This window comes from Serratia marcescens, from assembly GCF_001902635.1.
Classification (GTDB): Bacteria; Pseudomonadota; Gammaproteobacteria; order Enterobacterales; family Enterobacteriaceae; genus Serratia; species Serratia marcescens_F.
In genome coordinates, this window is the sequence record NZ_MJAO01000014.1 from 38091 (window position 1) to 50729 (window position 12639).

Here is a 12639-nt window from a genome sequence, read left to right on the forward strand (position 1 = left end):
TTGATAATATATAGAAACCCGCTGACACGGGTTTCTATTTTGTTGATAGCTATCACACTACTGTCCATACATGGTTTTGAAATGCTTACTGATACTCTTGTTGGCTATCAATCTATCGACAGTGAAATCAATCGTATCCGATACTGCAATCCCAGATTTAAGTTCATCAGGAAAGTCATTAATACTGCCGAACACCGTAGGAACCAGATAGCGGTAGTAATCTCCCATTTCGGTATTGCCGTCATAACCGACGGGGTAATCTTCTCCTGGAAAACTTCCTTCGACAGCATAGTAGATATAAAACCCTTTATTTACTGGTAAGTTTGCATAACTTAATGGGTTTGTTTTACTCAGAGAATCATTATAGAGCTGCTTTACTTTCTCTTTCGTTTTTGGACCTGTCCAAGCAGGAAACATGTCGACAACAAAATCACCATTCTTGTCAAGTGGAAAACTAGTGAATACATCTGATTCTTCATGCACATATTCTGATATTGCATCTAGGATGCCTTCAGCTCCGCCATCATTTAAGATGACGTCAGGTATTTCACCCCAGCAATTATTAACAAAAACGCCTATTTTGCCATTTTTATCCATTCCAAACCATGTGTAAATAATACCAAACTCAGGCTTCCAGCCAGGATGCAAGTTGTCAGTCATTTTTTCACTCCATTCGGCCATGTGCTTTCACAATTTTTGCAGGCGCCAATAACATGATCATTTTTTAACTCTTTATCTCGGTATACAAATCGAGTTCTGTACGCATCGGTAAACTTGACGTCTTCTGGTCGAATACCTTGGCGAATAAGCTTATCTGCTGCATTTACCTCTGCGCACGCGCCTGCTTTAATGTTACATAACTTAGTGAACTCCCCTATTTTACCCCCTAACTGTTTTTCTATATATTGAACAGTTTGTGGATGCAGTTTTCTTCTGCCACTCCTCCGGCTTGATGATATTGTCGCCCAATATCACCCCGGCCAGCTCCGCTGCCAGCGCCCCGGCAGCAGCCCCTTTACCGTCGCCGCGCCCGATCTCCGCGGCCACGCCCGCCAGAACCGCATGGCTGACTGACTTCCCGGCCGCACCCAGAACTTCGCCGTTATCCCCAATCAGGTTGGCGCCCTCGGCCTGAACCTGGCTGCCGATGTTCGCCAGCAGCGCATTGGTCAGGTTGTCTTTGAAGCTGCCGCCGTTAATGGCGGTATTCAGGCTGGAGCTGATGACCGATTGCCCGGCCACCCGCTGCGCCACTTTGCTCCAGTCGCCGTTGCTCAGCTGCGGCAGTTTGACGTTGTTTGGATTGAGCGGTTTGCCCGCCGCGTCCTATCGGCGTTTATATGGGATACAACATCAAGAGAAAACGGCTCCAAAGAGCCGTTTCTGTGTGTGGGTCAGGTCCAATCTTCATAGCCGCTATCATGGATCCAGACGATAGACAAAACACATCAATCCACACGAGCATCCTTTTATTCAGGCTTATCGATCAAGCCAAGCAATCGAAGATCGTTTAAAATTTCGTTTTTGTCATCTTCAGTTACATCCTTAAGAATTTCGAATAAATCATTTTCGGATAAAATTTTTAATATGATATCTGTGTGGAACTTTACTGTTTTATCACTACATCGACCAGCCATAAAGATGAGCGTCACTAGCTCAAGCATGAGACATTCTATAGGTTCTTCAAACGAACCTTCTAATGACTCATACGCAAACGCCTGATCAGATGTATCACAAACCCCATGGTTACCCCCATCTTTCAACAGGTCAATTATCTCCCTGCAATAAACGTAACTTGAATGGGCAAAGCTACTTCTTATCTCATCATAACTCATCACACTCATTGTTATTTACCTCTTCCCGGAATCAAACGCACTCCGTTATTGTCCAAAACGTCAATTTTCACCCCAGGGTACCTACTCTCGAATTGTTTAACAACGCCCAAGCAACTGTCGCAGGCAGGTTTTTCGGTAAAAATAGTAACAGAACCTTTAGCAGAATAATTACTTCCTAATTTATCAGCTAAGTTATCCAATATTTTATATTCAGAGTCTATACGTCTTGGTACTGGTCTACCATCATCAGTAAGCAAAGTCTCATATTTGAAATTTTCTTTTCCCTTTCCAACAAAACCTTTCCCTTCAACATTTATGAGATTGTGACCCGCAAGTGTTTTTGGCATTCCAGATATATCAATATTGGCCACGGCAACGTTGCCACCACGTTTCCAGTCTGATGGTAGACCAGCCCTCAGTTCTGTAACCTGGTTTTTGAATGCAGCCGCCTGCTGAACCGTCTTCTCATTGACCAGATACCCTTTCCAGGCACTGGTTGGCCCTACCAGTTTGGATGACAGGTATTGGTTGCCGACGTTCGCTTTACCCATACCGGCAAACGTACTGGCGATAGAGACCGCCATCACCGAGGCATTCACCCAGTCCGGCGACCAACCGGTCAACTTGCTGATTTGTTCTATCTGCTGGTTGCGTGCAAACAGCTGGCCGTCGGTTATCTGGTCGCCCAAATCATACGTGAATAACTTTTCGCTGTCATAGCCGGCAAACGCCGGATAGTTGCCGAATCGCTGACGCTCTTTTTGTACCCAGTAGTTGGCAATAAGGCCATCTTCATCCCGCGTTGACGGGTACTTATTCATCAGGGCTTCAAACTGCTTGCGTTCGTCTGAGTTCAACGCCTCTTGCGTGGTGCAAGCTACTTTTCGGCATGAAGCCGCCATCAGACGCGCTTCTTTTTCCTTGTCACCCTTAGCCAACTCTTTAATGGCGTTGAGTTCTTCCTGGTGCAGCTGCCGATTGAAACGCTCAACAAACTCACCCGCATTTGCACCGCTGGTGGCACCTGCGGCTTTGGCGGTTACGATGGCCCCTGCAAAGGCGCCCGCTACGCGGCTGATTTGAGCCTGACGCTCTTGCCAGCCTTCACTTCTGACCAGATTATCATTGATGATCACCCCGGCCAGCTCCGCTGCCAGCGCCCCGGCAGCAGCCCCTTTACCGTCGCCGCGCCCGATCTCCGCGGCCACGCCCGCCAGAACCGCATGGCTGACTGACTTCCCGGCCGCACCCAGAACTTCGCCGTTATCCCCGATCAGGTTGGCGCCCTCGGCCTGAACCTGGCTGCCGATGTTCGCCAGCAGCGCATTGGTCAGGTTGTCCTTGAAGCTGCCGCCGTTAATGGCGGTATTCAGGCTGGAGCTGATGACCGATTGCCCGGCCACCCGCTGCGCCACTTTGCTCCAGTCCTGGTTGCTCAGCTGCGGCAGCTTGACATTGTTCGGGTTCAGCGGTTTGCCCGCCGCGTCTTTGCTCCAGCCCATCACGCTGTCGAAGCCGTTGAGCGCACCGCCGATCGCCATCGCCGTGGCGGTCGCCTTGACGTTTTCATTGCGGCCCAGCGCCTGCAGGGTTTTCGACAGGTTACCTTGGTTTTCCACTAGCGCCACCGCCGCCTGAGAGGCCAGCGAAGACATCCCGGCCGTGACCGCGCCGCTGGTTACTGCCCCCCCTCCCACGGCGCCGGAAACGCTGGAAGCCGCCGTGGCCGCCAGTGAACTGCCGGCGGTCACCGCCGCTGCCGCGATGGCGATCACCGCCGCCACCGCCGGGTTCAGGTGCTGGCTCTTGTAGTCCCAGCTGTCATAGGCATCCTTGACCTTGTTCCACTGCACGTCGTTGCGCTTGTTCAGGCCTTTGACCCAGGTGGTGCCCGGCGTATTACCCAGCGCGTCGATGGCGCTTTGCAGCGCCTGGCCGTTTTTCACCTTCACATCGGCGCTGACACCCTTGGCGGCCTCCACGGTCAAGACGCCGCCGGTATGGATGCTCGGCAGCACCCACTTATTGTCTTCGTACCCTTTGTTGGCCTGCTTGATAAAGAAGCCTTTCGAATTGCTGATAGTTTGTTCGAAAGAGGTGTTTTTCACCGCACGGAAGTTAACCAGGCCACGGGAGCTGGTCAGGCGCGCGTTTTGCCCGGCGGCGATTTTGCTGGCTTCATAGGTGCTGTCGTCGCGGCTCATCAGCGTGATATTGCCGGCGGCGGTAAACTCGGTAACCTTATTGGTCACATCATGGCGGGTCTGCTTAACCTCGGTTTTCTTGCCCCACCACTTGCGTTTGGTTTCCTTTTTCTCGTAATGGCTGGACTCTTCCATCGCCTGAGCATAGAGATAGCCGCCCTTGGCGGCGATATCCATATTGCCGGCACGCATGGTTTCAGCCTGGTTGTGGGCGTCGACTTGGGCTTTTTGTTTGGCTTCGTCAATGCATTTGCTTTGGGCTTCCTGGCGGAGGGCGGCAAGACTACGCTCCGTTTCACCTTTTTCTCGCTGAGACTGTTCGATACGCTGCTGCGCCTGACTAACCTGATTGACGGCCTGATTCACCTCGTTTTGTGCCTGTGTCAGCGCCGTCTCGCGACCTGCGATTTCCCGTCTCAGATGGTCTTTAATATTCTGACTGCCGGGGAACCCTTGATTACCGATGTTTTTGAGCTGTTGGCGGAATTTGTCCAACTCGGCCTGCCGTTTGGGCACTTCAGCCTGTTTTGCCCCCACTAACTGCTCTGCCTGGTTTTTATCGTTTACCGCCTGCTGTATGCGTTGCTGCGCCGCATTTACTGCCTGCTCTGCCGCCGCAATACGACTGCCCCAGTCCGTCACCGCCACCGGCGGCTTCCAGTTGGCCCCCAACCCCTTGACCGCCAGTTTGGTGGCCTGGAACAGGAGGCTGCCGCCGGCTATCACCGTCATCATGCCGCCGGCGTTCAGCTCGGTGCCCTGCTGAGTCCGGGTTTCGGTGAACTCGTTGCCGCCCTCGCGGTAGGTGTGGTTCTGCACTGCCTCAAAGCGCATGTCGCCACCGGAGGTGAGCGTCATATTACCGCCTGAGGTGAGTCTGGCACCGTAGGTCAGCAGTTGGTTGTTGGCCGCCGCCGTCAAATTTTTGCCTGCATTGAGGGTGGTGACCACATGGCGGTCGTCTTTGTTGTTGTCATTGGCAGCGTCAATGGCGGAATAACCCAACGCCGCTAGCCACATATTTTGCCCGGCCAGCAGCGTGATATTGCCGTTAGCGGAAAGCGCGCCACCCTGGGTGCCGATGTCGCGGGCCGAGTTAATCAGCAGATTACCGCCGGCGTGTACCCGGCTACCCAGTTCAGGCGTGCGCGACGTTGGAAAGAGATAATTGAATCGACCATCGAGTTCGCGGTAATTCAGATCGGCGTTATGGCCGGCCAACAGCGTCACGTCCTTGTCCGCGTTAATTTTGGCGCCGCGCAACGCCAGATAACCACCGCTATTGAGCAGCACCGATCCTGTCGCCCTTATTTGGCCGCTGGCCAACAGCTGGTTGAAGTATTCCTGCTGTGTCGCCTGAGGAACGGGCCCCCACAATAACGACATTCCCAACAGCGCGCTGTTTTTTACGATTGCAATGCTGCCGTTAGCCGTCATGGCAATGTTGCGGCTTTGCGGTGCCAACAGCGTATTCAGCAACGTCATGGTGCCGCCTGCCGTGAGGGATAAATCGCGTGAAGCCTCAAGGCTTCCCAACCAGCGCGAACCGTCAGGGCGGAAGTAGTGAGGTTTCTCGCTGGAATGGATCTTTATCTCACCGTTTTTGGCATGTAGCGTGACGTCCTGCCCTTTCAGCTCACTCTGCCAGGCATCGATGGCATTAACCGCCGTCAGAGACAGCTCTTTCCCGGCGGCCAAAATGCCTTGCCCAAGAACAATCCGATCTTCGGCAATCGCGGTGATATTGCCGTCGGCACGAATCGCGTCGGTATTGACGATGTTCTTGGCATGCAGCAGAACGTTCCGCGCCTTAAGCGACTCTGGTCTGCCGGAGGTGAGCACTTCATTTAGCTGATTTTCATGAGGCGTCGGCGTACTGATTTCTATCTTATTTTTAAAATCCGCAGTGAGATTATTGCCGGCGGTAATCGATGATTTCTGCTGCCCCTTTGCTTGCCAGACAACAAGCTCCTGCTGCTTGGTATAAGGGGCTTTTTCCGTGACATACAGCAGATCCCAATCTCCGGGAGGCGCATCTTCGTCACGGGCAAACTCCCCAACGCCAAACGTGTTCGTTCCCAGGCGCCAGTACCGATCTTTCTGACCGAGTTGAATGCTCTTTACGGTAAAATTATTCCCCGTCAGGATCAGGTCTTTGGCCGCGCTGATATTCGACTGATCGTTCCATAACGTTGTCGCGTTGATATAAGCGTTGTTGCCTGAATTTATCACCCCCGGCGCCTGCGATTTCACCAAGAGATACTCGTCGCGCCCCACATTAACCTTGTCGTTTTTTGCTAGGTTGATTTCGCCAAACCAACTGCCGATGCCAAAGTCCTTCAGTTCAGGTTCCAGCAGTACAATAGCGTCAACACCTTGCCGTGAGTCGTAATAACTTCCCACCAAGGATTTATTGAACGCTTTGGAGTTACCGGGAGTACTTTTCCAAACGGCTTGAACAGCTTGCCTGACATTGTTCAAACTCTCCGTGCGAATCACCAAATCGCCGCTGTTGGTTTGAATTCGAGCGGAGCGGTTTTCTACCCGAGTCGCCTTATTCCCCTGTGCATCCTTCTGTATCCACAAGTTTTTGTTGGCGTGAATATTGGCGTAAAAAGTACCCACGTTGCGCACGGCATCACCGAAGAGGCGGATATCATTTCCCGCCGCGATATTGGCGTCATTATTTTCTATCGTTGCGGCGGCGAGCGTAACGTCACGTTCAGCACGCAGGCTTGAGCGAGGCAGCGTTTGAATAGCCTGCCCGCTGACATTCAAATCGGTTTGCGCATGCATATTACCCAGGGTTATTTTACCCTTCACGGATAGCGTAATATCGCGTTGCTTCCCCAGCAGGTCGTTGAGGTTCACCCCCACCCCATTCTCGGTGGCCACCAGGCGGATCTTGTTGGCGTACATGCCGCCCAACGCCTTGGTGTCCACCGCCAGCACCGGCTTGGCACCTTCGCCGGCGATCGATTTGATGCTGCCGTCCTTGAAGCTGATGCGGTTGGCGCCTTGGGTCAGCGACAGGTTTTTGGCATTGATCTTGCCGTTCAGCTCGGTGGCGCGGCTGATGATATCGACGTAGTCTGCGCCGCTGCCGTCCAACCCTTTACCGCCGATGGTGACGCCGCCTTTTTTCACCTCCAGCGCTTCCAGGGCGCCCTGCTTGTCGAACTGCGGTTTGCCGGTGGTCAGCGTCACGCCCGGCGCGTTGATAAAACCGCAACCGTTGCAGGTGATGCCATTCGGGTTGGCGATCATGACGTTGGCCTTGTTGCCGAACACCTCGAGCTTGCCCTGCAGCTCGGAACGGCTACCGCCGCTCACCTCATTGATGATGAGTTCGGCCGGTTTGCCCTTCAGGTTGGGATTGCCATTGACAATATCGACACCAAGTTGGGTTTTCCCCCCTCGAGTGGCGTTGTTCAACACCGCCCCGGGTGCGCCAACGTTGAAATCTTTATAGGTGTTATGGGAGATCCCCGCGCCGTTCGGCGTGGCGATATTCACTACCGGCACGTTGCCCGGTTTGATAACCACCTGAGTGTTGCCGTTGGCGGCGGTGATACCGGCGGCGAACGCCGGGTGCAACGGCTGGAAAGCCGTCAGGTAGATCAGCAAATAGCTGGCGCCCCGCGCCAGCGGATGGTTGAACTTATCCATATTCATTCCTTCGAAAGGATGTCGTTTTAGAGCGCCGGGACGCTCCTGCTGTGTGCTGGCGTTATAACGTGACGGTGGCTTGCCAGTAGGCCACCCAACGATCCGGTTGCAGGCTGCCTGGATGCGTCAGCGGTTTACCGACGGTGAGCGCCTGATTGAACCAGCGGCCGCTTAATGTCGCGCCCAGCGCCGCGCCGGCGACGTTGCCGCCGTCGATCTGCCCGGTGCGCCCCTGCAACCAACCGGCGTCTAACGCGCCGGTCAAAGAAATGTCCCCCAACCCCGGCAAGGTCTGCCATTGCCAGTTGAGTTCATTGCGCCAGTACGCGCCGCGATTGCCGGTCAGATACTGTTCCTTGAAGCCGCGCACCGAGTACTGCCCACCAACGGAAATGCGCTCGCCGGCATACAGGTTGTCTGCGCTGGTTTGCCCATAGGCCGAGGTCAGGTAGTAGAGAGAAGGTGCGAGCGGATAGAAATAGCTGGTGCTGAGACCGAGCTTGCGGAACTCGCTGCGCGGCGCCCCGTCGCGTTGCGGATCGTCGGCGCGGGCACCCCACATGTGCAACCCGCGGCTTACCGTCGGGTTCAGCGTCATATAGCCGCCGCCCGCGGCCGCACTGTAATTAAGGCCCAGGCTGGCGATGCTGAGCGTCGGACTGCTGACGCCCAGCCGTTCACCCGCCAGCTTATTTTCCGTGGTGCGCCGCGCCAGCCCGATATCGACGGCCAGCTTGCGTTTTCCATCCCGCAGCAACGTGCGGTTGGCGCCCAGACGCTGGGTCTGGTTGTTACCCTGATAGCGGTAAGCGGCGCCGCTGAACGGTACCTGCTGGAAAAAATCGTTCCAGGCGTACTGGTAGCTGAACAGCCAATAACCGTAGGGTAAGGTGACGCCACCGTTCAGGCTGCGGCTGCGGTGTCGATGGCTGAAATCGTTATTGCGCGCTGCGGAAAGTGACCACTGATCCGCCAGGCGCAGTGGATTATCCAGCGTGAAGGCTGCGTTCATCTGCCCGGTGCCGGTACTTTTCTGGCCGCTGTTATCGGCGCCGAAAGAGAAAGAAACCGGTGCGCGCCTGGCGCCACGCAGCAAAACCACGTTGGAAAAACCGGGTTGCTTGCCGGGTTGAATATCGATAGTCACCTGTTGCGACGGCAGGCGGTTGAGTTGCTCCATGCCCTGCTCGATATCGCGCAGGTTCAATACGTCGCCAACCAGACCGGGGAACGCCATCTTCAGCGCCATCGTCTGCTCGCCGTTCTGCGTGATGGACTCGATCCGCCCTTCACTGGCGCTGACGATCAACACGCCGCGGGAGATATCTTGCTCCTGCAGCCAGGCCTGTGAGGTGATATAGCCGCGTTGCAGATAAGCATTGGTGGTTTCGCGCACCAGGCGATTGATATGCTCCAGCGTCAGACAGCGCCCCTGATACGGGCGTGTCAGACTTTCTTTCACCGACCAGGAAAGATGCTCGGCGCCCTCAAATACAATCTGCCGCACCGGCTGGCAAACCGCTCCGGCGGCGGCCGGCACTGGCATCGGTAACGCCGGCAGTTCAACGTTATTTTGCAGCGCCTCGCGTTGTTGCTGCGCCTGTTCCAGCAACGTTTTCTGCTGTTGGGCAATGCTGTCGCGATCGGCAGGGCTGGTGATTTCCGCACACCACGCCGAGCCGCAAAACGCCAAAAGCACAGGCCAAGTTCCGAGCTTCCATGCACACATTCAAATACATCAATTTACGTTATATTACACATCTTGTCGAAGTATATACATTTTGCGCCACCACTCAATGATAATGAGAATTGTTTTTATTTGATCGATGTCACAACGTGAATAAATGGCATGGGTATATTTCATTCAGCCTGCCGCCGAATTGCCAATGTGGATATAATTAATATAAAAATTAAAAAAACAAATACTCAAGAAAAATAAATTCAATTATAAAATAACACGCTCGATATCAATAAAAATAAACAAATGAAGTTTACAAAGTTACCCGACCGCCTTAATGTGATGTTTAACCAATTAAAACATTCATAAAAAGAATAATACATAGCCAACCAATAAAGAAATCCAGACAATATCAGGAATGCCCTTATGTTAACTCGTGATATAGAATTATTTATTCGTGATTACGTTAATGATATTAAGGCCGACAGCGCCGCGCTGTTCGCCGGCGCCGGGCTGTCCATTCCCGCTGGCTTCGTCAGTTGGAAAGAGCTCATACGAGATATAGCTTATGAGCTGGAATTGGATATTGAAAAAGAGAGCGATCTTATTTCCCTGGCACAATATCACCTCAATGAGAAAGGCAATCGGCATAAGATAAATCAAAAGATCATCACCGAGTTCGCCGAACAGGCTGAAGAAACCGAAAACCACCGAATCATCGCCCGGCTGCCGATATCATCGATCTGGACCACCAACTACGACGACCTGATTGAGAAAACCTATGCCCGTTATAATCGCGTCTGCGACGTCAAAACCACACCGGAAAGCCTCACTAATAACATTCATAAGCGTGATGTTGTTTTATATAAAATGCATGGTGATTATAGAACCCCCAACCAGGCGATTATCACCCGAGAACAATACGAGACCTACTCCCGCTCACACCACCCTTTTATCAATATGCTGATGGCGGAGCTTACCGCCAAAACATTCCTGTTTATCGGCTTCAGCTTCGAAGATCCCAACCTGCACTATGTGTTGAGTCGCCTCTATGCGCAGTATGCCGATGGGCAAAGAAATCACTACTGCATCATGCGGCGGGTGCAGCTCGGCGACAGCGGCAGCGCGGATCAGGCGTCTTGCGATTATAACAGCCGCAAACAAACCTTGATGATCAACGATCTGCGCCGTTACGGCATTCAAACGCTGTTGGTGGATGACTACCGGCAAATCACCGACCTGCTGTATGCCATCGAAACGCAGTTCAAGAAAAGCACGGTATTTATCTCCGGTAGCGCCGAACACTACCTCCCCCACGCGCGTGAGGAATCCATCCAGTTCATACATCGTCTGACTCGCCTGCTTATCCGCAAGCAGTACCGCATCGTCAACGGCTTCGGCTGGGGCGTGGGTACGGCGGTGATCAACGGCGCCCTGGAAGCCATTTACAACAGCGGGGGAAAAATCAGCGAAAGCCAGCTGGTGCTACGGCCATTCCCCCAATTCGCCAGCGGCGGCATTGCGCTGCCGGCGCTTTGGCACGAATACCGCCAAAACATGATTTCGCTCAGCGGTATCGCCGTCTTTATGTTCGGCAACAAACGTAGCGCCAATGGCGAATGCGTGATAGCCGACGGCTTATTGAAAGAGTTCCACATCGCCACGGAACAGGGCTGCGTATGCATTCCAATCGGCTGTACCGGTGGTGCATCCGCCGAGATCTACAGAAAAATCAAGGAGGAAATGACAGATACCCTCTATCACCGCCATCCCGCCGCCATGAGCCTGCTGGATCAGCTTAACGAACCGGGCAGCCTGGCGGAAAAGAAGAAATGCCTGTTGGCACTTATCGACCTCATTGCTAAGGATAATCCTCGATGACCAGAAAATGTTTTTACAGTTTCCATTATGAGCCGGACAACTGGCGCGCTGCCCAGGTACGCGCAATGGGCGCGCTGGACGGCAACCGTCCGGCCACGGATAACGATTGGGAGACGGTTAAAAAAGGCGGTGATAACGCCATCGCCGATTGGATCAAAGGCCAATTGAATAACCGCACCTGCGCCGTCATTCTCGCCGGCAAAGATACGGCCAATCGCAAGTGGATCAACTTCGAAATCTGCGAGGCCTGGAAGAAAGGCATGGGCGTGCTGGTGGTGTATATCCATAGCCTGAAAGACAGCGATGGCGAACAAACCGATAAAGGGAAAAATCCGTTGGATTACATCAAGCTGGGGGATAAAAAGCTTTCCGCTATCGCCAAAGCCTATGATCCGCCGTCTTCGACCAGCACCAATGTTTATAACCACATCAAAGAAAATCTGGCTGACTGGGTAGAAGAAGCGATCCGCATTCGCGAAAATTACTGACGACCGCCCTAAAAAAGACGAAAGGCTGCATGAACCGGCAGCCTTTCGTTTGTTCTTAGTCTACCTCAACTCACCCATACCGCCCGGTAATATAATCCTCGGTGCGGCGCTGGCGCGGCGACGTGAAGATGGCGTCGGTGTCGTTGTACTCCACCAGCCGGCCTTGATGAATAAAGGCGGTGTAGTCGGAGACGCGCGCCGCCTGCTGCATGTTGTGCGTCACCAGCACCACGCTGTAGCGCTGCTTCAGCGCGGAAATCAGCTCTTCGATGGTCAGCGTGGAGATCGGATCCAGCGCCGAGGTTGGCTCGTCGAGCAGCAATACTTCCGGCTCGATGGCGATGGCGCGCGCGATCACCAGACGCTGCTGCTGGCCGCTGGACAAACGGAAGGCGTTTTCACGCAGCCGATCCTTCACCTCATGCCACAGCGCGGCGGCGCGCAACGAACGCTCCACCGCTTCATCCAACAGGCGCCGGTCGCGCACGCCCTGCAGCCGCAGGCCGTACACTACGTTTTCATAGATCGATTTTGGGAACGGGTTTGGCCGCTGGAACACCATCCCCACCCGCCGCCGCAGCGCCGCCACGTCGATCTGCGCGCCGGAGATCCCCGCACCGTTCAGCTGCAGATCGCCCTCGATGCGGCAGTTGTCCACCAGATCGTTCATGCGGTTGAAACAGCGCAGCAGCGTTGATTTGCCGCAGCCCGAAGGGCCTATCAGGGCCGTCACCCGGTGCTTCGGAATGCGCAGCGAGATATCGTGCAACACCTGCTTGTCGCCATAAAACAGGTTCAGGCCGTTGACCGCCAACGCGGTCTGTTCATCGTCGAGATGCTGGACATCCAGCCGGGGCAAACTGCCTGGCGTCATCAAACCCATT

7 protein-coding genes and 1 pseudogene are annotated in these 12639 nt (G+C 53.9%); 2 read left to right on the forward strand and 6 right to left on the reverse strand.

Going from position 1 to position 12639, the window contains the following annotated elements:
* Positions 1-57: 57 nt before the first annotated feature.
* The 5 genes and pseudogenes from BHU62_RS15040 to BHU62_RS15060 form a co-directional block, all read right to left on the reverse strand.
* Entirely contained in the window at positions 58-660 is a 603-nt protein-coding gene (locus tag BHU62_RS15040) for a hypothetical protein (protein WP_073532720.1), read from the reverse strand.
* A 261-nt stretch (positions 661-921) separates the two neighbouring features.
* Positions 922-1326, reverse strand: a pseudogene (locus tag BHU62_RS15045) (DUF637 domain-containing protein); the annotation flags it as partial.
* Between the two features lie 143 nt (positions 1327-1469).
* Positions 1470-1835, reverse strand: coding sequence for an Imm2 family immunity protein (imm2, locus tag BHU62_RS15050; RefSeq protein ID WP_171971324.1), 366 nt, complete (start codon positions 1833-1835; stop codon positions 1470-1472).
* An 11-nt stretch (positions 1836-1846) separates the two neighbouring features.
* Complete coding sequence (locus BHU62_RS15055; RefSeq protein ID WP_073532723.1) at positions 1847-7708, reverse strand: DUF637 domain-containing protein; 5862 nt, start codon at positions 7706-7708, stop codon at positions 1847-1849.
* A 61-nt stretch (positions 7709-7769) separates the two neighbouring features.
* Complete coding sequence (locus BHU62_RS15060; protein WP_073532724.1) at positions 7770-9437, reverse strand: ShlB/FhaC/HecB family hemolysin secretion/activation protein; 1668 nt, start codon at positions 9435-9437, stop codon at positions 7770-7772.
* Between the two features lie 375 nt (positions 9438-9812).
* On the opposite strand from BHU62_RS15060, the gene BHU62_RS15065 reads away from it, so the two are divergent.
* Both BHU62_RS15065 and BHU62_RS15070 read left to right on the forward strand, forming a co-directional pair.
* A complete protein-coding gene (locus tag BHU62_RS15065; RefSeq protein WP_073532725.1) occupies positions 9813-11267 on the forward strand; it encodes an SIR2 family protein in 1455 nt (484 codons plus the stop codon).
* Positions 11264-11755 carry a TIR domain-containing protein gene (locus BHU62_RS15070; RefSeq protein WP_073532726.1) on the forward strand — a complete coding sequence of 164 codons (492 nt, stop codon included), beginning with the start codon at positions 11264-11266 and terminating at the stop codon, positions 11753-11755. The genes BHU62_RS15065 and BHU62_RS15070 overlap by 4 nt, the downstream gene beginning before the upstream one ends.
* 70 nt (positions 11756-11825) lie before the next feature.
* On the opposite strand, the gene pstB is transcribed toward BHU62_RS15070, so the two are convergent.
* Complete coding sequence (gene pstB, locus BHU62_RS15075; protein ID WP_073532727.1) at positions 11826-12638, reverse strand: phosphate ABC transporter ATP-binding protein PstB; 813 nt, start codon at positions 12636-12638, stop codon at positions 11826-11828.
* Between the last annotated feature and the right edge of the window lies 1 nt (position 12639).

What these genes read in the sequence shown, in the direction of transcription:
- BHU62_RS15040 (WP_073532720.1), bottom strand. Translation starts at nt 660, where the DNA reads ATGACTGACAACTTGCATCCTGGCTGGAAGCCTGAGTTTGGTATTATT.
- imm2 (WP_171971324.1), bottom strand. Translation starts at nt 1,835, where the DNA reads ATGAGTTATGATGAGATAAGAAGTAGCTTTGCCCATTCAAGTTACGTT.
- BHU62_RS15055 (WP_073532723.1), bottom strand. Translation starts at nt 7,708, where the DNA reads ATGGATAAGTTCAACCATCCGCTGGCGCGGGGCGCCAGCTATTTGCTG.
- BHU62_RS15060 (WP_073532724.1), bottom strand. Translation starts at nt 9,437, where the DNA reads ATGTGTGCATGGAAGCTCGGAACTTGGCCTGTGCTTTTGGCGTTTTGC.
- BHU62_RS15065 (WP_073532725.1), top strand. Translation starts at nt 9,813, where the DNA reads ATGTTAACTCGTGATATAGAATTATTTATTCGTGATTACGTTAATGAT.
- BHU62_RS15070 (WP_073532726.1), top strand. Translation starts at nt 11,264, where the DNA reads ATGACCAGAAAATGTTTTTACAGTTTCCATTATGAGCCGGACAACTGG.
- pstB (WP_073532727.1), bottom strand. Translation starts at nt 12,638, where the DNA reads ATGGGTTTGATGACGCCAGGCAGTTTGCCCCGGCTGGATGTCCAGCAT.